The organism is Ruegeria sp. AM5 (assembly GCF_056540645.1).
On sequence record NZ_JBQFXC010000002.1, the window covers coordinates 131,211 to 153,013 of the forward strand.

The window sequence follows — 21,803 nt, forward strand, 5'->3', positions numbered from 1 at the left end:
GCTTCCCCAATTCCACGACAGATTTGCCGCAGAATGTGCGCGTCTGCTGGAAAGGATATCGGGATGGGCAACCCGCTTTATGATCGTTTGCTGGGCATCCATGCAGGCAAGGATACACCATTTTTGCGCCTTCCGGATGGTCAGACTCTGACCCATGCCGCGTTTCTGGACACGGCGGCCCGTCTGGCGAACGCCCTGACTGGTCTTGAGCTGGAACCGGGTGATCGCGTGGCTGTGCAGGTAGAGAAGTCCGCCGAAGCACTGGCGCTTTATGCTGCCTGCGCGCAAGCCGGGCTGATCTTTCTTCCGCTGAACACTGGCTATACGACGCTAGAGCTGAGCTATTTCATAGAAAACAGCGGCGCTTCACTAGTGGTGTGCGATGAGGCAAACGAGGCAGGGCTTGCCGAGATCGTGCAAAAGAACAATGCCCGGCTTGAAACGCTGAACGCCGACGGTTCAGGCAGCCTGATGCGACGCGCCCTAGGCATGCTTCCGGCCTTTCAGCCGGCCCACCGATCCGAAGATGATCTGGCTGCGTTTCTATATACTTCAGGCACGACGGGGCGTTCGAAAGGGGCAATGCTGACGCAGGCGAATCTGCTGTCGAACGCGGAGACCCTTGTGCAGGAATGGCGATTCACAGATGATGACGTGCTGTTGCACGCGCTGCCGATCTTTCACACGCATGGACTGTTTGTTGCGACAAATGTCGTCCTCGCATCGGGCGGGTCGATGATATTTCTGCCGAAGTTCGACCTGGAAGATATGTTACGCCTGATGCCACAGGCAACGGCGATGATGGGGGTGCCGACGTTTTACACCCGCCTGCTAAGCGACGACCGCTTCGCCCAAGATCTGACTCAGGATATGCGGCTGTTCATCTCAGGTTCAGCGCCTTTGCTGGCAGATACCCACGTTCAATTTGAAGACCGCACAGGTCATCGCATTCTGGAACGCTATGGCATGACCGAGACGAACATGAACACTTCTAACCCCTATGACGGCGAACGCCGGGCCGGAACGGTCGGATTTCCCCTGCCGGATGTTGAACTGAAGGTCACAGACCCCAAAACAGGTCAAACCCTAGCAGATGGTGAGATCGGCATCATCGAGGTGCGCGGTCCCAATGTGTTTCAGGGCTACTGGCAAATGCCCGACAAAACCGCCGCAGAACTGCGCGAAGACGGGTTCTTCATCACCGGTGATCTGGGGCGGATCGATGAAGATGGCTATGTCCATATCGTCGGGCGTGGCAAAGACCTGATCATCTCGGGCGGGTATAATATCTACCCCAAAGAGATCGAGCTGCTGCTAGACGAACAACCCGGCGTGCTGGAAAGCGCGGTAATTGGCGTCCCGCATCCGGATTTCGGAGAAACCCCGGTTGGCATTCTGGTCCCTACCCCCGGTCATACGCCAGATATCGAGGCCATCATGGGTGCGGTTCGGGACGCGCTCGCCCGGTTCAAACATCCCCGCCAGTTGATCCTGCTGGACGAGCTCCCCCGCAACACAATGGGCAAGGTGCAAAAGAACATCCTACGTGACCGCTGCAAAGACCTTTTCACCAAGACCTGATCTTCAAGGCAAAAGCGCAACGCGACCCTTGTCCGTCAACAACCAGCAATCCTGTCCTTCGAGCACCGCAACGCCAACCGGACGGCCATACCCTGCGCCGCTATCCAGGTTGATGCGATTGCCGTAATGCGTTGATTGATCCACCGGCGTATGCCCATGGACAATCAGTTTCGGATGCGGACCTCGGTGGTTGTGAAAGGTTTGCCTGATCCAGACCAGATCATTTTCCCGTTGTTCGCTCAGGGGAATACCGGGCCGAATGCCCGCATGGACAAAAGCAATCTCGCGCGTTTGATGCATGGCGATGAGCCCTTGCAGAAATATCCGATGCGCATCGGGAACCGCACCCCGCGCTGTTGCATGCAGATCCTCGAGCCGTGTCTGCTGATCGAAGAACACGCCATAGCTTTGTAGTGTTTCGACACCACCCAACCGCTCGTGCAGCCAATGATACCCGACCAACATATGCGGGTCGTGACGTGGGACATCTTCGAGGAACCATGAAAACATCCGGTCATGGTTGCCCAGCAGAGTGATCCACCGCTTGCCCGCATCGCGACCAGCGATCAGCCTATCCAGAACGCCCCGGCTGTCGGGGCCCCGATCAACGTAATCGCCCAGATACACGATCTCGGCATCGGCGCCGCCATCGCGTTCGATCAGCGCCAAGGAGCGCTCGAACTCATCCACGCGGCCGTGCAAATCTCCAATTGCGTAGATCGGATTGGTCATCAGCTTCCCCTCGGGCAATGGTGATTGCCGCACTTCTGGCGCAAAATCAGCACTTTGAAAAGGCGATGCCCACGCTTTGGACAAGCGCGGGCATCAATCTGTCACAGAAGTTCAACAGCGACCGTTAGGCCACGTCGAACTCCAACGGTTTGATCTGAGTAAACAGACCTGTCTCGGCGAGTTTGGCGCGCGCCTCAGCTGGTACCGGTTCATCAACATAAAGCAACGCAATCGCCTCACCGCCGGCTTCGGATCGTCCAAGAGTAAAGTTCGCGATGTTCACATCGTTCTCGCCCATGGTCTGTCCTAAAGCACCAATGATGCCCGGCACGTCTTCGTTAGTCGTATAGAGCATATGCGCCCCGATCTCGGCATCGATATTGATGCCCTTGATCTGAATAAACCGCGGCTTGCCGTCACTGAACACCGTGCCACCGATTGAGCGTTCACGCTTTTCAGTCACCACAGTGACCTTGATATAGCCTTCGAACGCACCGGATTTGTCCTGATTGGTCGTCGATATCTGGATGCCACGCTCTCTCGCGACAACCGGGGCCGAGACCATGTTCACCTCGGGATTGAATTTCTTCATGATTCCGGCAACGACCGAACAATTCAACGCAGCCAGGTTCATGTTCGCAGCGACACCGTCATAGAGGATGTTGATTGCCTTGATCGGCTCATCCGTCATCTGACCAATGAAGCTGCCCAGATGCCCGGCCAGCTTGATCCACGGCCCCATGACCTTGGCCTCCTCTGCCGTCACACTGGGCATGTTCAGTGCGTTCTCGACCGCTCCGGTCAGCAGGTAATTCGAGATCTGCTCGGCCACTTGCAGCGCCACGTTCTCCTGCGCCTCAGTCGTGGCCGCACCCAAGTGCGGTGTGCAAACCACATTGGGTAGGTTGAACAGGGCGTTCTCCTTGGCCGGTTCCTCACTGAACACGTCAAAGGCCGCACCGGCGACATGACCCGATTGCAACGCCTCGGCCAGCGCGTCCTCGTCGACCAGACCGCCACGGGCGCAGTTGACAATGCGTACGCCTTTCCTGGTCTTGGCCAGATTCTCACGGCTGAGGATATTGCGCGTCTGATCGGTCAGCGGCACGTGCAGAGTGATAAAGTCAGCGCGGGCCAGAAGCTCGTCCAGTTCGACCTTTTCCACACCCATCTGCGCGGCTTTCTCTTCGCCAAGGTAGGGATCATAGGCGACGACCTTCATCTTCAGACCCAAAGCACGCTCGCATACGATGCCACCAATGTTGCCCGCGCCGATCACGCCCAGGGTCTTGTTGGTCAGCTCAATCCCCATGAACTTGGACTTTTCCCACTTACCCGCATGGGTCGAGGTGCTGGCTTCGGGGATCTGCCGCGCCACGGCAAACATCATCGCGATGGCATGCTCGGCGGTGGTGATCATGTTGCCGAACGGTGTGTTCATCACGATCACGCCTTTTTTCGAGGCCGCATCCTTGTCGATATTGTCGGTGCCGATCCCGGCACGACCAATGACTTTTAACTTGTCTGCCTTCTCCAGAATGGTTGGCGTGACTTTGGTGGCAGAACGGATGGCGAGGCCGTCATACTGACCGATCACCTCGGCCAGCTTATCTTTGTCCTTTCCCAGATCGGGCATGAAATCCACGTCGATGCCACGGTCGCGGAAGATTTGAACGGCGGTTTCGCTCAGCTTGTCAGAGACGAGTACTTTGGGAGCCATATTTTTGGTCCTTGAACATTGTGGAAGGTCCGGGCCGGATGCGGCCCGGTAGAAAAGGTCAGGCAGCTTCGGTTTGCGCTGCAATCTCGGCTTCAAAAGCCCATGCAAGCCAGGGCAGCATCGCCTCGATATCTGATGTCTCAACCGTGCCGCCGCACCAGATGCGCAGACCCGCAGGGGCGTCGCGATAGGCACCGATATCAAGCGCAATGTTTTCGGCCTCAAGCCGTTTGGCGACGGCTTTGGCAAAAACGGCACCATCTTGAATGCGCTTATCGGTGAACTTCAGACAGACCGACGTATTTGATTGAGTTGTCGAGTCTTCGGCCAGATTGGCGATCCAGTCATTTTGGTCGCAGAACGCATGAACCGCGCCAGCATTGGCATTCGCACGAGCAATCAGCCCCTGCAAGCCTCCGACTGAACGCGCCCAATCCAACGCGAAAAGGTAATCCTCAACCGCGAGCATTGAGGGTGTGTTGATCGTCGCGCCGGTGAATATCCCATCAATCAGCTTGCCACCTTTGGTCAGGCGGAAGATCTTCGGCAAAGGCCATGACGGGGTGTAACTCTCCAAGCGCTCGACCGCGCGCGGAGACAGGATCAGCATCCCATGAGCCGCCTCTCCGCCTAGAACCTTCTGCCAGCTGAACGTTGTCACATCCAACTTGTCCCATGGCAAGTCCATCGCGAACGCAGCGGATGTCGCGTCACAGATCGTCAGACCCTGACGATCATCAGCAATCCAGTCGCCATCTGGGACCCGCACACCCGAAGTCGTTCCGTTCCATGTGAACACCACATCGTTGGCGAAATCGACGGACGCGAGATCAATGATCTGCCCGTACTCGGCGGTTTTCACTTCAGCGTCGATTTTCAGTTGCTTGACCACATCAGTCACCCAACCCGCGCCAAAGCTTTCCCAGGCCAGCATTTCAACTTTGCGCTCACCCAGCAAAGACCAAAGCGCCATCTCAACCGCACCGGTGTCCGAAGCTGGTACAATGCCGATGCGATAATCCGCTGGAATGCCTAGAATCTCTCGCGTGCCTTCAATGGCCGCCTTCAGCTTGTCCTTGCCAACCGCAGCCCGATGCGAGCGGCCCAAGGCGGCATCCGCCAGTTTGGTCAGATCAAATGTGGGGGGTTTGGCACAGGGGCCCGAGGAAAAACGCGGGTTGGCCGGCCGCGTCGCCGGTTGTTCGATAGTCATGTGTATTACCCTTCCAGATACACGCCCCTCGTTGGGGAGGGGTGTCCCACGCACAGAGGTATGGGTCGTTTGCACCTGCAGCAAGCGTAAAAGACGCTTCATCAGCGGAAAACGACACTGGAAATAGGCTCAGATCGGAACACAGGTTTCCGATGGGCGAAAACCCCCGCCAGTTGGCGGGGGTTTATTGATTGAGGTTTATTCAGCTGCGTCCATGTATTCGGTCATTGGAGGGCATGTGCAGATGAGGTTTCTGTCGCCGTATGCGTTGTCGACGCGGTTGACGGGGGACCAGTATTTGTCGACGCCCATGGAGCCTGGGGGGAAGCAGGCCTGTTCACGGGTGTAGGGACGGTCCCAGTCGCCGACCAGATCGCGCACCGTGTGGGGAGCGTTTTTCAGCGGGTTGTTTTCCGCGTCGATCTTGCCGTCGATGATGTCCTGTGCCTCGGAGCGGATGGACAGCATGGCGTCGCAGAAGCGGTCCAGCTCGTCCATGGGTTCCGATTCCGTGGGCTCGACCATCAGGGTGCCGGCCACCGGCCAGGACATGGTGGGCGCGTGGAAGCCGCTGTCCACCAGACGCTTAGCGATGTCATCGACGCTGACATGGGCCGCTTCGTCCAGCGGGCGGGTGTCGAGGATGCATTCATGCGCCACGCGACCCGTTTCCGAGGTGTAGAGGATCGGGTAGGCATCCTTGAGCCGCGCCGCGATGTAGTTGGCGTTCAGGATCGCCACTTTCGTGGCCTGCGTCAGACCCGCGCCGCCCATCAGCAGCACATAGGCCCAGCTAACCGGCAGGATCGAGGGCGACCCAAAGGGCGCCGCCGAGACCGGACCCACGGCAGTGCCGTATTCCGGGTGGCCGGGCAGATGCTCGGTCAGATGCGCTTTGACGCCGATCGGACCCATGCCGGGGCCACCGCCGCCATGGGGGATGCAGAAGGTCTTGTGCAGGTTCAGGTGGCTGACGTCACCGCCGATGTCTCCGGGACGCGACAGGCCGACCATGGCGTTCATGTTGGCCCCGTCGATATAGACCTGACCGCCGTGATCATGGGTGATCTGGCAGACCTCCTGCACGGTGGTCTCGAACACGCCATGGGTCGAGGGGTAGGTGATCATGCAGGCGGCCAGATGATCGGAGTGCTTTTCAGCCTTGGCGCGGAAATCATTCAGATCAATGTTGCCATTCTCATCCGCCTGCACAGGCACAACCTGCCAGCCGACCATCTGCGCCGAGGCCGGGTTGGTCCCATGCGCCGAGGTCGGGATCAGGCAGACATTGCGCTGCCCTTCGCCCCGGGCGAAGTGATAGTTGCGGATGGTCAAGAGGCCTGCGTACTCACCCTGCGCGCCCGAGTTGGGCTGCTGGCTGATCGCGTCATAGCCGGTGATCTGGCACAACTTGTCGTTCAGATCATCGATCATCTCATGATAGCCCTGCGCCTGATCTTCGGGGCAGAACGGGTGCAGGTTGCCGAACTCGGGCCAGGTGACCGGGATCATCTCGATCGTGGCGTTCAGCTTCATGGTGCACGAGCCCAGCGGGATCATCGCCCGGTCCAGCGCCAGGTCGCGGTCGGCCAGACGGCGCATGTAGCGCGTGATCTCGGCCTCGGCCCGGTTCTTGTGGAAGATCGGGTGGGTCAGGTACTCGCTTTCGCGCAGCGCGTAATCCGGCAGGCGATAGGCCACGTTCGAGCTGTCATCCTTGCGGTCGATGCCGAAGGCCCCCCAGACCGCCTCGATGGTCTCGGGGCGGGTCTGTTCGTCCAGGCTGATGCCCACTTTCGTGTCGCCGACCTTACGCAGGTTGACGCCCCGGGCCACAGCGGCCTCCATGACCGTTTTCTGCAGATGGCCAACCTCAACCGTGATCGTGTCGAAGAACACTTCCGGCTCCACAGCAAAGCCTGCCTCTTCCAGACCGGCAGCCATACGCGAGGTCTTGCGGTGCACCGATTGCGCGATGGCCTTGATGCCGTCGGGGCCGTGATACACGGCATACATCGAGGCAATCACCGCCAACAGCGCCTGCGCGGTGCAAACGTTCGAGTTGGCTTTCTCACGCCGGATGTGCTGTTCGCGGGTCTGCAGCGCCAGGCGGTAAGCCTTGTTGCCCCGGCTGTCGATGCTGACACCGATGATCCGGCCCGGCATCGAGCGCTTCAGCTTGTCGGTGGTCGCCATATACGCGGCGTGCGGGCCACCATAGCCCATCGGCACACCAAAGCGCTGGGTCGAGCCGATGGCGATATCCGCGCCCATCTCACCGGGCGACTTCAGCAGCGCCAGCGACAGGATATCGGCGGCGACGATGGCAATCGCCTTGTGTTCATGCAGCGCCGCAATCTCGGCGGTGAAGTCGCGCACATGGCCATGGGTGCCGGGGTACTGGAAGATGGCGCCAAAGACCGCGCCCGCATCCAGCGTGTCCGGATCAGCCACCTGCACCTCGATGCCCAGAGGCTCGGCGCGCGTTTTAATCACCGCGATGGTCTGCGGGTGGCAGTTCTTGTCGACAAAGAAGGCCGCGTTGTTGGCCTTGGACCGACCGCCGCGCTTGGCCATGGCCATCGCTTCGGCGGCAGCTGTGGCTTCGTCCAGCAAGGACGCGTTGGCCACGTCCAGCCCGGTCAGGTCGCTGACCATGGTCTGGAAGTTCAACAGTGCCTCAAGTCGGCCCTGGCTGATCTCGGGCTGATAAGGCGTGTAGGCCGTGTACCAGGCCGGGTTCTCCAGAATGTTGCGCAGGATCGGCGCCGGCGTGGTGGTGCCATAATAGCCCTGACCGATCAGCGAAGTCAGAACCTTGTTCTTGCTCGCCACTTCTTTCATGTGAAAGAGCGCATCGCGCTCGGTCATCGCCGGACCCCAGTCCAGCGGCTCTTTCTGCCGGATCGCGGGCGGGACGGTGGCGTCGATCAGCTCGTCTAGCGTCTTGAAGCCGATCACCTTGAGCATGTCGCGCATCTCGGTCGGGCTGGGCCCGATATGGCGGCGGTTGGCGAAGTCATAGGCTTCGTAATCGGTCAGTTTGAAGGCCATGTGTGCGCTCCTCAAGGATAGGTCAGGCCCGGCGGAGACGGCAGGAGCCTCCGGCGGAAGTATTTGGAAACAGATGAAGGGGCGGGGCCGCGCACGGACCCGCCGCCTGAGTTAACCGATGAAGGCCTTGTAGCCGGCCTCGTCCATCAGGTCTTCGAGCTGCGAGGCGTCCGCGATCTTGATCTTGTAGATCCAGGCCTCGCCTTCGGGGTCTTCGTTCAGCGCGCCGGGATTGTCGGCCAGTGCCTCGTTCACCTCGGTGATCTCGCCGTCGACCGGTGCGTAAAGCTCGGACGCCGCCTTGACGGATTCAATCACGCCGATCTCGCCGCCTTTTTCGAACTCGTCGCCTGCTTCCTGCTGTTCCACGAACACCACGTCACCCAATTGCTCGGCGGCGTGTTTGGTGATGCCCAGCGTGGCGGTGTCGCCGTCAACGCTCAGCCATTCATGCTCTTCGGAATAATAGGTTGCCATGTCTCTCTCTCCTGACTTCAACGCTTGTAATTCTGTTTGACGAAGGGCAGCGCCACGATCTCAGCCGGTTGCGGCTTGCCCCGGATGATCAGGTTCACTTTCTCGCCCGGCTCGCCATGGCCTTTGCTCACATAGCCCATCGCCACCGGTCCACCCACCGTGGGGCCAAACACGCCCGAGGTGATCTGACCGATGCTGTTGCCCTCAAGGCACCGCACTTCCACACCCTGACGCGCAGGCGCACGGCCTTCGGGCTTGATGCCCACCAGCTTGCGCGCGGGACCTTCGGCCAGTTCCTTTTGCACGCGGGCCGCGCCCGGGAAACCGCCCTCTTCCTTGCGGCGCTTTTGCATCGCCCAGCCCAGCGAGGCCTCGACCGGCGAGGTGCTCTGGTCGATGTCATTGCCATAAAGGCACAGACCTGCCTCAAGCCGCAGGCTGTCGCGCGCGCCCAGACCGGCCGGCTCGCAATCCTCATGCGCCAGAAAGGCTTTGGTGATCTCGATCGCCTTGTCCTCGGGGATCGAGATCTCGTAGCCATCCTCGCCGGTATAGCCCAGCCGCGAGATACGGCACTCAACACCGTTGATATCGGCAACCGTGGTTTCCATGAACTTTAGATCACGCGCGGCGGGGCACAGTTCGCCCACAACGTTTTCCGCCGCAGGGCCCTGAACCGCCACCAGCGCGCGGTCGAAAATCTCGATCACTTCAACGCCTTCAAGGTGCTCACGCATATGCGGAATGTCCTGATGCCGCAGCGCCGCGTTCACCACCACAAAGTAATGATCGCCCGCATTCGACACGATCAGGTCATCCATGATCCCGCCTTCTGCGTTCGTAAAGAACCCGTACCGCGCCTTGCCTTCCTTCAGCGTCGCATAGGCCTGCGGGCAAAGCGCTTCCAGCTTCTCACCCACATTCTCGCCCCGCAAAATCACCTGACCCATATGAGACACATCAAACACCGCCGCCTTCTCACGACACTGCTTATGCTCCCCCATAATCCCCAAAGGATACTGAACAGGCATCTCCCATCCCGCAAAATCAACCAACTTACCCCCCAACTCAACATGCAAAGCGTGAAGAGGCGTGCGTTTTAATTCGGTCATCAACTTAACCTTTCAATCAGCGGGACTGGTCGCGAACAACCGTGACGGTGCAATGCGCGTTGCGCACGACACGGGCCAGGTTCGGGCCAATCTCATAGTTCGGAAAATCGCCTTTGGTCGAAGCCATGACGATCAGATCAAAACCCTCTTTGTAGGCGAGCTTCAGTATCTCACGATAGACGCTGCCTTCTTCGATATGGATCGCCACATCAGATGCACCGTTGTGATCCAGTATGGCCTGCACCGCATTGCGCACGTGGTCTTTTGCGCCTGCGCCATAGTTGGCGGGCAGGTTCGGCAACTGGATGATCTCAGGAATGACGGCAATCGCGTGCAATTCGGCACTGTAGAACTTTGCTTGTTCTTGTGCGAGCGGCAGGGCGTTCTTCCACGAACGGTCGTCGGTGTGATCAATCGGCAGCAGGATTTTCGTGGCCATCACGTCTCTCCTCGAGAAATGGAATTCTGTTTGAAGCCGGGGGGCCGGGATGGCCCCCCGTATTTTCATCCGAGATTATTCGGCGGGTGTGCCGCCTGGCTCTTCGGACTTGCCACCTGAGGCAAAGAACTCTTTCGTCAGTTTGAAGACGATCGGGCTCAGCAGCGCCAGGGCGATCAGGTTCGGAATGGCCATCATCGCGTTCAGCGTATCGGCCAGCAGCCAGATGAAGCCCAGATCCGCTGTTGCGCCAAAATAGATCATGACGATCCACAGGACGCGGTAGGGCATCAGGGATTTCACGCCCAGCAGGAACTCAACACATTTCTCGCCATAGAAGGACCAGCCCAGAATGGTGGTAAAGGCAAAGATCGACAGAGCGATGGCGATCAGATACCCACCGATACCCGGCAGCGACAGTTCGAACGCGTGACTGGTTAATGCTGCACCGGATTCACCCGATGTCCAGGCACCCGACGAGATGATAGCAAGACCGGTGATGGTGCAGACGATGATCGTGTCGATGAACGTACCCAACATCGCGATCAGGCCCTGGTTGACCGGACCTTTGGTCTCGGCTGCGGCGTGTGCGATCGGAGCGGAACCCAGACCGGCTTCGTTCGAGAAGACACCACGTGCCACACCAAAGCGGATCGCGGCCCAAACGGCAGCACCCGCGAAACCACCTTCGGCGGCCGACGGGGTGAAGGCGTAGGTGAAAACAAGCGACAGAGCGGAGCCGATGTTACCGATGTTGATCAGTAGAACCAGCAGGCCTGCGACGATGTAGGCAATCGCCATGAACGGAACCAGTTTACCTGCAACCGCACCGATGCGGGTGATGCCGCCCAGGATCACGGCCGCGGTCAGAACCATCAGGACAACGCCGGTAACCGAAGTGTTCAGGCCGAAGTTCGACTCCAGAACCTGTGCAACACCGTTGGCCTGCACACCGTTGCCGATGCCGAACGCCGCGATTGCTCCGAACAGAGCAAATGCAACACCCAGCCAGGCCCATTTCGCGCCGAGGCCGTTCTTGATGTAGTACATCGGGCCGCCGACATAGTTACCAAGCTCGTCTTTTTCGCGGTATTTCACCGCGCAGACAGCTTCTGCATATTTGGTGGCCATGCCCACCAGGGCGGTCATCCACATCCAGAACAAGGCGCCCGGACCGCCCAGGAAGACAGCAGTGGCCACACCAGCGATGTTGCCCGTACCGATAGTCGCAGATAGCGAGGTCATCAGCGCGTTAAATGGGCTGATCTGGCCTTCGCCCTGACCTTCGCGGCCTTTGAACAGCAGGCTGAAGCCTGTGCCAATGCGCAGGATCGGCATGAACTTCAGGCCGACCTGCAGGAAGAAGCCAACGCCGAGAATGAGAACCAGCATCAGCGGCCCCCACACGACGCCATTGATGGCCCCTACGATTGAATTTAACGCTTCCATGGTTTCCCTCCCATTTGCGTTAGGTTTATGCCCTGTTCGCCAAAGCCCGCTGGCGGGCCTGCTTGAGGGCGGCAAAGTCTTCGTCCGCGTGGAACGATGATCGGGTCAGCGGTGTTGCCGACACGTGCAAAAAGCCCTTGGAACGCGCGATCTGTTCCAGTTGGGCAAAATCTTCCGGTGTCCAGAACCGGTCAATCGGATGGTGTTTAGGGGTCGGTTGCAGATATTGGCCGACGGTTAGGAAATCGACATTGGCCGCGCGCAGGTCGTCCATGACCTGACGGACATCGTCCAGACTTTCGCCAAACCCGACCATCAGGCCAGATTTGGTAAAAAGCTCCGGGTTCGCGCGTTTGGCATCATCCAGCAGACGCAGCGAGGTGTAATAGCGTGCACCCGGTCGCACAGTTGGATAAAGGTGCGGCACAGTTTCCAGATTGTGGTTGAAAACGTCCGGCGCCGCTTCAAATACGATCTCTGACGCATTGCCTTTTCCAAGAAAATCGGGTGTCAGAACCTCGACAGTCGTACCGGGGTTCTGATGGCGCACGGCACGGATGGTCTGAGCGATATGCTCGGCCCCGCCATCTGCCAGATCATCACGGTCGACCGATGTGATGACCACATGGCGCAGGTCTAGCTTCTTGACCGCTGCCGCAACACGGCCAGGTTCAAACACATCCAGAGCATCCGGGCGACCCGTTGAGACATTGCAAAACGAACAACCCCGCGTACAGACCTCACCCATAATCATCATGGTCGCGTGACGCTTGGACCAGCATTCGCCGATATTGGGGCAGGCGGCTTCTTCGCAGACCGTCGCCAGATCATGCTCGCGCATGAGGCGCCGTGTTTCATAGTATTCAGCGCTGTCGCCCTTTTTCTTGCGAATCCACTTGGGCTTGCGCGGGATGACACTGTCGGCCTTTTTGGCTTTTTCCGGGTGGCGAGGGCGAAGCTGGATGGTCATCTGGCTGGTCTTCCTTATGCGTGGATCGCGCGGCCCAGGGCGTCGAGGCAGGCTTCTTTGACGGCCTCGCCCATGGCCGGGTGCGCATGGCAGGTTGCAGCGACTTCGGACACCGTTGCGCCCTTTGTCATCGCCAGAACCAGTTCAGCGATTAGATCGCCGCCATGGGCTCCGCATATATGCGCACCCAGGATCTGGCCGTTCGGGTCTGCCAGAACTTTCACTGCACCGTCTGTTTCACCGGTCGAACGCGCGCGCGAGTTCGCCATGAAGGCGAATTTGCCGACCGAATACTCGGCACCGGATTCTTTCAGTGCTTCTTCGGTCAAACCAATCGAGGCGACTTCGGGGTCGGTGTACACCACGCCGGGAACAGTGTTGTAATCGACGTGGCCAGCTTCGCCTGCCAGCATTTCTACACAGGCGACACCATCTTCTTCGGCCTTGTGCGCCAGCATAGGTCCGGGAACGCAATCACCGATGGCGTAGATGCCCGGGACAGATGTCTGAAATGCGCCATCAACTTCAATGAAACCGCGTTGGTTCACGGCCACGCCCAGCTCTTCCAAGCCAAGGCCACGTTTGACTGGGCGGCGACCCACGGCGATCAACACCTTGTCGGCCTCGATCACTTCTTCTTTGTCCTTGCCGACGCGGTCCACAGTTAGTGTCAGGCCAGTATCCGTTTTGTCGACGGATTTCAGTGCCCGGCCCAGCTGGAATTTCAGGCCACGTTTTGACAGCGCGCGTTGCGCCAGTTTGGCAATTTCACCATCCAAGCCGGGCAGCACGCGGTCTAGATATTCGACGACCGTAACTTTGGCTCCGAGACGCGCCCAAACTTGCCCAAGTTCCAGTCCGATGACACCGGCACCGATCACCACCAGATGCTCGGGCACACTCACCAGCGCAATCGCGCCCGTCGAACTGAGGATATCTTGCTCGTCAATCTCAATTCCTGGCAACGGAGTAGGTTCGGAACCAGTGGCAATGAGGATGTTCTTGGCCTCATGGACTTCGTCACCTACCTTGACCTGACCAGCGGCCGGAATACTGGCCCACCCTTCGATCAGATCAACGCCGTTTTTCTTGAACAAAAACGCAATGCCCTTGGTCAGGTCGCCTACGATCTTGTCCTTGCGTCCCATCATTGCGGGCACATCGATGCTGGCCCCCTCGACCGCAATACCGTGGGAGGAGAGATGTGCAAGTTCGGCATATTTAGCCGAGGAGGTCAGCAACGCTTTGGAGGGTATGCACCCCACATTCAAACAGGTCCCGCCAAGCGCACTGCGGCCTTCAACGCAAGCGACTTTCAGGCCCAGCTGTGCCGCGCGGATCGCGGCGACATAGCCGCCCGGACCGCCCCCGATGACAATAAGATCGTAAGTCATTTGGTCTTCTTTCAGTAGATCGGGTGGCTTGCGCAGAGCGCGCGGACCTTTTCACGGGTTTCCTTTTCGACGGTCTCGTCACCGTCAGACGATTGTGCCAGCGCGTCGAGCACATCACCGATCATGTGGCCAATCTGTTTGAACTCTTCTGGTCCAAACCCACGGCTGCAGCCTGCGGCCGTACCAAGACGGATGCCGCTAGTGACAGTGGGCTTTTCGGGATCACCCGGAACGCTGTTTTTGTTGCAGGTGAATCCTGCACGCTCTAGCGCCGCTTCGGCGTCTTTGCCGGTTACGCCGACTGGGCGCAGATCAACCAGCATAAGGTGGTTTTCAGTGCCACCCGAAACGATGTCACACCCGCGCGCCATCATCACGTTGGCCAGGGCCGAGGCACTGTCGACAACGCGCTGCATATATTCTTTGAATTCAGGCTGCAGCGCTTCACCAAAGGCGACTGCCTTGCCTGCGATCACATGCATCAGGGGGCCGCCCTGCAGACCCGGGAAAACAGCCGAGTTGATCTTTTTTGCCAGCGCTTCATCGTTTGTAAGAATAATCCCACCGCGCGGACCGCGTAGCGTCTTGTGCGTAGTCGACGTAACAATGTGTGCGTGCCCGATGGGCGAGGGATGCAGGCCGGTCGCAACCAAGCCGGCGATGTGGGCCATGTCTGCCAGAAGCCATGCGCCAGCTTCGTCGGCAATGGCGCGGAAGCGTGCGAAATCGATCTTTTGCGAATAGGCCGATGCGCCTGCAATGATCAGTTTGGGCTTTTCGGCTTTCGCCAATTCTTCAACCTGATCATAGTCAATCAGCCCGGCCTGGGTCAGGCCATATTGAACCGGACGGAACCACTTGCCGGACTGGGCAGGTTTTGCGCCATGGGTCAGGTGACCCCCAGCATCCAACGACATACCAAGAATCGTGTCACCCGGGCTGAGTAGTGCCAGCTTAACCGCCCCGTTGGCTTGCGCGCCCGAGTGCGGCTGCACGTTTGCATATTCGCAGCCAAACAGCTTCTTCAATCGATCAATGGCTTCGGCCTCAACCTCATCCACATATTCACACCCGCCATAATAGCGGCGACCCGGATAGCCCTCGGCGTATTTGTTTGTAAGTACGGAACCCTGCGCATCGATCACTGCCTGAGAGACGATGTTCTCGGAAGCGATCAGTTCGATCTGTTCAGCCTGGCGTGTGCCCTCGCGTGCGATCGATGCTGCGATGACGGGATCAGCCTCGGTGAGCGGTTTTGTGAACATGATCTCCTCCTGTAATCTCGTTTCCAGTGTACGAAATTTTGTTTCCTATAGTGGAATTAGTGTACGCAAGGCAACAAAAATTTCATCACAGTAAAGTTGTTTGGCTCGGGGGAAATGAGTAAGCTTTGATAAAACAAGGAGATTCCCATGTCTGAGGATAACCTGAAAGATGGTGCCGGACCGGAAGAACAGGACAAGGGGGCGGCTTTGGGTCGGTCGATCCGGGATGCACGCCGCGCAAAAGGCTGGACATTGGAGGAGGCCGGGCGCGAAGCGGGAATCGGTCGATCAACACTTTCAAAGATCGAAAACAACCAGACACGTCCAAGTTTCGAGATCGTGCGGCGGCTGACACAGGCCTTGGACATGAATACGCCACAGCTGTTCTTGCAGTCCGCCCAATCGGGAATTTCGGGGCGACGTGATTTTACGCCGAAAGGGCAAGGCGAGATAAGAAATACGCCGACCTACATGCACGAATTGCTGTGCTCGGACCTGACCAGTAAGCGAATGCTTCCTTATATCGCGACGATAAAAGCGCGTGACATATCAGAATATGAGAACTGGATCAGGCACACAGGCGAAGAATTCATGTACGTTATCAGTGGCGAGTTGATATTCGTATCCGAGCATTACCGCCCCTTACCGATGAAACCCGGAGATTCTCTGTACTACGATAGCGGTATGGGGCATGGCTGTATTTCTACGAGTAAGGAAGACGCCAGGGTCCTGTGGGTTTCGCTGGAATGACACGTCAGGCCACGGCGCTTTCGCGCAGAATACCAATACCAACCTGAGCAAACGGATATCTCATGGACCGGACTATTTTCACTGGAACTATGCCTGCCCTTATGACGCCGTGTAAGGCCGACAGGACACCTGACTTTGACGCGCTGGTCAAAAAGGGCAAAGAGATGATCGCGGCCGGCATGTCCGCTGTCGTCTATTGTGGCTCGATGGGGGATTGGCCGCTTCTGACGGATGCCCAACGGATGGAGGGCGTGGAACGACTGGTCGACGCTGGCTTGCCGGTTGTCGTGGGGACGGGTGCCATCAACTCGAATTCCGCTGTGGCGCACGCAGCACATGCACAGAAGGTCGGCGCGGCAGGGTTGATGGTTATCCCTCGGGTTCTGTCACGAGGCTCATCGGTTGCCGCGCAAAAGAACCACTTCAAGGCTATTCTTTCTGCGGCAGCGGACGTGCCTGCGATCATCTACAACAGTCCTGTCTATGGTTTTTCCACTCGTGCGGAATTGTTTTTTGCACTGCGGGCCGAGCATCCGAATTTGGTTGGCTTTAAGGAGTTCGGGGGCAAGAGCGACCTGCGCTATGCCGCCGAACATATTACATCGCAGGACGATCAGGTCACTTTGATGGTAGGCGTCGATACTGAAGTCTACCATGGGTTTGTGAATTGCGGCGCCACCGGATCGATCACCGGGATAGGAACGGCGCTGCCCAAAGAGGCATTGTTGCTTGCGGCGCTTTCGAAAAAGGCAGCAGAGGGACATGCCGAAGCACGGTTGCGTGCGCGCGAACTGGACGAGGCATTTGGCGTTCTGGCAAGTTTTGACGAAGGCACGGATCTTGTTCTTTACTACAAGCATCTGCTGGTGCTGAACGGCGAAGAAGAATACCGCCTGCATTTCAATGAAACCGACGTGTTATCTGACGCCCAGCGAAATTACTGCGAGCAACAGTACAATTTGTTTAAGTCGTGGTTTACCGATTGGGTTCGTCAGGGTGGGGTCATTGCGGAATGCATGTGATTGACAGCCATACCGGTGGAATGCCCACACGGGTCATTCTGGACGGGGGGCCTGATCTGGGTTCAGGATCACTGGCTGAACGCGCCAAGCGACTGGCAACGGAACATGAGCGGTTCTACAAGTCTGTTCTACTGGAGCCGCGCGGCCAGCCCGGCATGGTCGGGGCGCTCCTTGTCGAACCGGTCATTGCTGGTTGCAAAGCGGGCGTGATCTACTTTGACGCGGATGCGGTACTGGGCATGTGCGGCCATGGGACGATCGGGTTAGGCGTAACATTGGCGCATCTTGGACAGATCGAGGTTGGCGCGCACCGAATCGAAACTCCGGTAGGTGAGGTTAAGATTGATCTGCTGGACGCCAACACCGTGCAGGTCACCAACATTGAAAGCCGCCGCGTACATCATTCCGTGACGGTCGAGACTGCAGAGTATGGCCCCTTCACCGGCGATGTCGCTTATGGCGGCAATTGGTTCTTCATTGTCGAGCCAAGCCCGATCCCGGTTGCGCCTGAGAACATTCGCCCGCTGACCGACATGGCTATCGCAATTCGCGAAGCCTGCATTGCGCAAGAAGTTGGTGGCGAAAATGGCGAGCCGGTTGATCACGTGATCTTTCAGGGCACCTCACCGAATGCAGGTATTCATAGCAGAAACTTTGTTCTGTGCCCCGACGATGACTATGACCGCTCGCCTTGCGGCACCGGCAGCTCGGCCCGGCTGGCCTGCCTCGCGGCCAGTCGGCGCTTGTCCGCTGGGGAAGAAATCGTTCAGGAAAGCATCATCGGAAGTTCGTACAGGCTGTCCTATCAGCCGGGGCAGGGCGGAGGCATTGTTCCCCAGCTAACTGGCCAGGCGCATGTGATGGCAGAGGGTAAGCTCTTCTTTGCGCAGAATGATCCGTTTCAATTTGGTATTGCGCGTTGACGCAGGGAGACGAGCAAGACGGAATCCCATTCGGGCGTCGTGTTCAGAAAATCGTATCAGGTGGACAAACCGGCGTAGACACTGCCGCATTGGAGTTTGCCCGCGCAAACGGCATCCCTTACGGCGGCTGGGTGCCGAAGGGTCGAACAAATGAGGATGGGCTGATCCCGGCTCATCTCAGCGGGCTTGTTGAAACGAAGTCTGAAGATGTCGCTGAACGGACAAGGCTCAACGTCTTTGCCAGTGACGCCACGCTTGTTTTTATCGACGGGTCAGACAGTCCCGGCACGCGGAAAACGGTTGAGTTTGCAGTTGATGCTGAAAAACCGCATCTGGTGGTGGATATCAGAAAAGGAAAGGCCGATTGCGCGCAACAGATACGTGCTTGGCTGAGCGCCAACCCTGTAACAGTTCTGAACATTGCAGGCCCGCGCGCTTCGGAGGCCCCCGAGATTGGTCCGCGTGTGCACGAGGTGCTGGACGCTTGTCTGGATCAGTTCGTTCAGCCCAAGTAATCGCGCAGCGCTGGCGGAGGATTGTTGAAGAGTGTCTCGGTCTCAGCAGGTGGATGTGCGATTTGATCCGCAACCAATACGGTTTGGTCGGTTATCCGAAGCGCATCCCGTGGGTCGTGGCTGACCATAAGCAGGGTGGTTTTGGTCTCGGCGACTAATTCAGCGACCAGATCGAGCATCTCTGTTTTCAGGGCAGGGCCAAGGGCGGCGAAAGGTTCGTCGAGCAATAACACCTGACGCTTTTGCACAAGGATCCTCGCCAGCGCCACGCGGCTTTGCTGACCACCTGACAATTCGGCGGGCTTTCTGGCCGCCATTCCCTGCAGGCCAACTCGGCCGAGGGCCGATAGAATGTGGTGTTGGTCGTCTGCGGTCAAACCTCCATTGGGCCTTAGGCCCAGGGCGACATTCTGTTTGGCGCTCAGGTGAGGAAACAGGTTTCCGTCCTGAAACAGCATTGCCATCGGTCGACTGCCTGGTGGTAATGTCGATAGGTCATGATCCTTCCAGTGGATGTGCCCACTTCTCAGGTCTCGAAAACCCGCGATAGTTTCAAGAAGTGTTGATTTTCCTGCCCCCGACGGACCGATGATCGCAACGCTGGATCCGGCCTTGACTTCAAAGTCAGCGCTTAATTGGAAGTCGCCATTTGCAATGATGCAATTGTCAAGCTTCAGCATGCCAGCGACCCCCTCGATCCAGAACCCAGAAAACACTCATCGATAGTATAAGCAGCAGCAGCGCGCCTCCTGCTGCGGCCTGCATCTGGTAGGCGCCCATCAGGCGGTAGATTTGCAGGGGCAGCGTTGCGATCTGCGCATCTGCAAACAGGGCGATCACACCCAGATCACCCATGGACAGTGCCGCCGTCAGGCCCGCGGCAAAACCGATCTGGGGCCGCAGGCGCGGAAGCATGACACGCAGGAAGAAGGACCAGTTGTTCATGTTCAGGGCCAACGCCAACCGCCCGTGCCGTTCCAACACATCGCGCGCTGCGGGAACCAAAATTCGAAGGGCGAAGGGCAAGGCCATGACCGCGTTCACAAGCGCGGTTACCGGCAACGCAAGAGTTGTAGGATTGGCCAGCGGGCGGATCAGAATAAAGAGACCCGTACCAATGACCAAGGGCGAGGCGGCGAGGCCAAGAAGTCCGCCAAGTTCGACGATGCCGAACCGGCCTGTCGCGACGGCTGTCGCCATGGGCAGTGCCAGCAGTAATAGGAGCATGGTACTGGCGGCGGCAACACAGATTGAAATTATAGCGGCACGGAACACCAAAACCGGCATCTCAAACAGTCCAGCGATACCCGAAATCGTGACGGATGCCAGAGGTAGCAGCAGGAACGCGGCGGCGGTGATAATCCAAAACGCATCCAGCAGTGGTCCTCGGCCATCCCAGCGCCGGATCTCACGATTCAGGCCGGTACCGAACCCGGCGCCGCGCGAGAACTTTAAGGCTGCCAACGCAGCCGCTGCAGTCAGGACAAGTTGCAAAGCGGATAATAAGGCGGCGCGCCCTAAGTCAAAATCATATGTAAAGGCCTGATAGATCGCGAGTTCAATCGTGGTGGCGCGCGGCCCTCCACCCAGCGTCAGGGCGACCGCAAAACTGGTCAGGCAAATGGCGAAGATCACGGCCAACACTCCGGGCAGAATGCGGCGTAGCATTGGCAGTTCGATCAAACGGAACATTGCCATTCCTTCGCACCCAAGTTGGGCCGCTAGCCGGAAACGCTCGGCAGGGATCTCCTGCCAACCCTGCAAGATCAGGCGTGTTGCCAGAGGTAGATTGAAAAATACGTGGGCCAGAACGACACCGTGCAGCCCATAGATTCGAATGGGCGGCAGACCGAAATAGCCCAACGCGTCCGAGATCCATCCTGCCCGGCCAAAGACCTGAAGCAATCCCAGAATGGCGACGATGACCGGCAGGATGAAAGGTGCGCCCAACAGCGTGATAAGGACGCGCCTACCGGTGAACCGGCGGCGGGCCAGCGCGCGGGCGACCGGAATAGCCAGACCAGCGCTGAACACTGCAGAGAGTGTTGCTTGCAACAGGGTGAAGCGTAAGGCCGCCCAGTCGGCTGGACCAAACCCGCCGCCTGCATCTGCCCGCACCGCCACCATGAACAACGTGCCCAATATCAGTGCGGCAACGATGGCCGCCGCACTGACACCGGGAAGTGGGTTTACTGGCTGAGTGCGCCCAACCATTCCGAAAGCGCCTGTTCCCGCGCAATGGCGGCTTGGTCCTGATCAAACAGCAGAGACTTCTGAGGGATCGTTAGAGTTTCAAAACCTTCGGGCAGACCGGAAGATGGAGTTACGGCAGGGTACATCCAGTTGGTCGTTGGAATGATCGTCTGAAACGCGTCAGACACCATGAAGTTCAGAAACTGATCTGCCAGCTCGGGCTGATCGGAATTGGCTAGCTTGGCCGCAACCTCGACCTGCATATAATGGCCTTCGTCAAAGGCTGCCGCTGCTTTGTTGGCATCTTCCTCGGCAATCAGGTGATAGGCTGGCGAGGTCGTATAGCTTAGAACCATGTCGGCCTCACCTTCAAGGAACAAGCCATATGACTCGGACCAGCCCTTGGTCACCGTCACGATATTGTCAGCAAGGTCAGCCCAGATTTCTTGGGCTTCATCGCGATACGCGGCCTTGACCCACAGCAGAAGACCCAGCCCCGGTGTCGATGAACGCGGATCCTGAATGATGATCTTGATGTCACTATCTGCCAACTCTCGGAAGCTGGTAGGAGCGGCAAAATCTGCATTGTGAACAAATGCAAAGTAACCCCAGTCGTAGGGGGCAAAAACTGTGTCGGTCCACTCGATGGGCAGTGCATACTCGGCAGTGACTGAATGAGGTGCAAACAGGCCGGTTTCTTTAGCTGCCGATATCAAGTTGGTATCCAAACCCAATACAATATCGGCGTCGCTGTTTTCGCCTTCCAGCCGGATGCGTGACAGCAGTGCCGCGCCATCTTCGACGCCGACAAGGTTCAGGTCGCATTCGCATTGCGCTTCAAACGCCTCTTCGACCTTCGGGCCGGGGCCCCAGTCCGAAACGAAGCTGTCGTAAGTATATACGGTCAACGTGGGCTTATCGGCTGCCACAGCCGAAGTCGCAGTCAGTATTCCCGCAGCAATTGCCAGATGTTTCATATCATCCTCCAATGCGG

The 21,803-nt window shown here is 58.2% G+C and carries 19 protein-coding genes; 5 read left to right on the plus strand and 14 right to left on the minus strand.

The window, feature by feature from the left end; translation table 11 throughout:
• Window positions 1-63: 63 nt before the first annotated feature.
• The gene (locus ACR0AH_RS06570) at window positions 64-1,581 is read left to right on the plus strand and encodes a malonate--CoA ligase (RefSeq protein WP_170732590.1); all 1,518 of its coding nucleotides are present in this window, start codon (window positions 64-66) and stop codon (window positions 1,579-1,581) included.
• 3 nt (window positions 1,582-1,584) lie between these two features.
• Here ACR0AH_RS06570 and ACR0AH_RS06575 read toward each other — a convergent pair whose 3' ends face one another.
• The 11 genes from ACR0AH_RS06575 to glyA form a co-directional block, all read right to left on the minus strand.
• A complete protein-coding gene (locus ACR0AH_RS06575; RefSeq protein WP_170399105.1) occupies window positions 1,585-2,313 on the minus strand; it encodes a metallophosphoesterase family protein in 729 nt (242 codons plus the stop codon).
• Window positions 2,314-2,437: 124 nt separating this feature from the next.
• Window positions 2,438-4,033, minus strand: a complete 1,596-nt coding sequence (serA, locus tag ACR0AH_RS06580) for a phosphoglycerate dehydrogenase (protein WP_480590970.1) — start codon at window positions 4,031-4,033, stop codon at window positions 2,438-2,440.
• A gap of 58 nt (window positions 4,034-4,091) precedes the next feature.
• The gene (locus ACR0AH_RS06585; RefSeq protein ID WP_480590972.1) at window positions 4,092-5,246 is read right to left on the minus strand and encodes a phosphoserine transaminase; all 1,155 of its coding nucleotides are present in this window, start codon (window positions 5,244-5,246) and stop codon (window positions 4,092-4,094) included.
• Between the two features lie 198 nt (window positions 5,247-5,444).
• Window positions 5,445-8,300, minus strand: a complete 2,856-nt coding sequence (gcvP, locus tag ACR0AH_RS06590) for an aminomethyl-transferring glycine dehydrogenase (RefSeq protein WP_170509015.1) — start codon at window positions 8,298-8,300, stop codon at window positions 5,445-5,447.
• 111 nt (window positions 8,301-8,411) lie between these two features.
• Complete coding sequence (gcvH, locus tag ACR0AH_RS06595) at window positions 8,412-8,777, minus strand: glycine cleavage system protein GcvH (RefSeq protein ID WP_170393732.1); 366 nt, start codon at window positions 8,775-8,777, stop codon at window positions 8,412-8,414.
• A 17-nt stretch (window positions 8,778-8,794) separates the two neighbouring features.
• Window positions 8,795-9,889 carry a glycine cleavage system aminomethyltransferase GcvT gene (gcvT, locus tag ACR0AH_RS06600; RefSeq protein WP_170732594.1) on the minus strand — a complete coding sequence of 365 codons (1,095 nt, stop codon included), beginning with the start codon at window positions 9,887-9,889 and terminating at the stop codon, window positions 8,795-8,797.
• 16 nt (window positions 9,890-9,905) lie between these two features.
• The gene (locus ACR0AH_RS06605) at window positions 9,906-10,328 is read right to left on the minus strand and encodes a universal stress protein (RefSeq protein ID WP_170776276.1); all 423 of its coding nucleotides are present in this window, start codon (window positions 10,326-10,328) and stop codon (window positions 9,906-9,908) included.
• A gap of 75 nt (window positions 10,329-10,403) precedes the next feature.
• Window positions 10,404-11,777 (minus strand): alanine/glycine:cation symporter family protein, encoded by a 1,374-nt coding sequence (locus ACR0AH_RS06610; protein ID WP_170393738.1) that lies wholly within the window; start codon window positions 11,775-11,777, stop codon window positions 10,404-10,406.
• A 25-nt stretch (window positions 11,778-11,802) separates the two neighbouring features.
• Complete coding sequence (gene lipA, locus ACR0AH_RS06615) at window positions 11,803-12,747, minus strand: lipoyl synthase (protein ID WP_480590974.1); 945 nt, start codon at window positions 12,745-12,747, stop codon at window positions 11,803-11,805.
• 14 nt (window positions 12,748-12,761) lie between these two features.
• Window positions 12,762-14,141, minus strand: coding sequence for a dihydrolipoyl dehydrogenase (lpdA, locus tag ACR0AH_RS06620; protein WP_480590976.1), 1,380 nt, complete (start codon window positions 14,139-14,141; stop codon window positions 12,762-12,764).
• 11 nt (window positions 14,142-14,152) lie between these two features.
• Complete coding sequence (gene glyA / locus ACR0AH_RS06625; protein WP_480590978.1) at window positions 14,153-15,406, minus strand: serine hydroxymethyltransferase; 1,254 nt, start codon at window positions 15,404-15,406, stop codon at window positions 14,153-14,155.
• 147 nt (window positions 15,407-15,553) lie between these two features.
• On the opposite strand from glyA, the gene ACR0AH_RS06630 reads away from it, so the two are divergent.
• The 4 genes from ACR0AH_RS06630 to ACR0AH_RS06645 all read left to right on the plus strand — a co-directional run bounded on the left by ACR0AH_RS06630 (window position 15,554) and on the right by ACR0AH_RS06645 (window position 18,616).
• Entirely contained in the window at window positions 15,554-16,156 is a 603-nt protein-coding gene (locus ACR0AH_RS06630) for a helix-turn-helix domain-containing protein (protein WP_480590980.1), read from the plus strand.
• Window positions 16,157-16,218: 62 nt separating this feature from the next.
• Window positions 16,219-17,178 carry a dihydrodipicolinate synthase family protein gene (locus ACR0AH_RS06635; RefSeq protein WP_480590982.1) on the plus strand — a complete coding sequence of 320 codons (960 nt, stop codon included), beginning with the start codon at window positions 16,219-16,221 and terminating at the stop codon, window positions 17,176-17,178.
• Window positions 17,169-18,101, plus strand: a complete 933-nt coding sequence (locus ACR0AH_RS06640) for a 4-hydroxyproline epimerase (RefSeq protein ID WP_480590984.1) — start codon at window positions 17,169-17,171, stop codon at window positions 18,099-18,101. Before ACR0AH_RS06635 ends, ACR0AH_RS06640 begins: the two co-directional genes overlap by 10 nt.
• Window positions 18,098-18,616, plus strand: a complete 519-nt coding sequence (locus ACR0AH_RS06645) for a putative molybdenum carrier protein (protein ID WP_480590986.1) — start codon at window positions 18,098-18,100, stop codon at window positions 18,614-18,616. The genes ACR0AH_RS06640 and ACR0AH_RS06645 overlap by 4 nt, the downstream gene beginning before the upstream one ends.
• Here ACR0AH_RS06645 and ACR0AH_RS06650 read toward each other — a convergent pair.
• Genes ACR0AH_RS06650 through thiB form a run of 3 tightly spaced genes read right to left on the minus strand, consistent with a single transcriptional unit; the run spans window position 18,604 to window position 21,786 of the window.
• Window positions 18,604-19,296 carry a thiamine ABC transporter ATP-binding protein gene (locus tag ACR0AH_RS06650; protein ID WP_480590988.1) on the minus strand — a complete coding sequence of 231 codons (693 nt, stop codon included), beginning with the start codon at window positions 19,294-19,296 and terminating at the stop codon, window positions 18,604-18,606. The two genes, ACR0AH_RS06645 and ACR0AH_RS06650, sit on opposite strands and share 13 nt — an antisense overlap.
• On the minus strand, window positions 19,283-20,830 hold the full coding sequence (locus tag ACR0AH_RS06655) for a thiamine/thiamine pyrophosphate ABC transporter permease ThiP (protein ID WP_480590990.1): 1,548 nt from the start codon (window positions 20,828-20,830) through the stop codon (window positions 19,283-19,285). Before ACR0AH_RS06655 ends, ACR0AH_RS06650 begins: the two co-directional genes overlap by 14 nt.
• Window positions 20,806-21,786, minus strand: a complete 981-nt coding sequence (thiB, locus tag ACR0AH_RS06660) for a thiamine ABC transporter substrate binding subunit (RefSeq protein WP_480590992.1) — start codon at window positions 21,784-21,786, stop codon at window positions 20,806-20,808. Before thiB ends, ACR0AH_RS06655 begins: the two co-directional genes overlap by 25 nt.
• Between the last annotated feature and the right edge of the window lie 17 nt (window positions 21,787-21,803).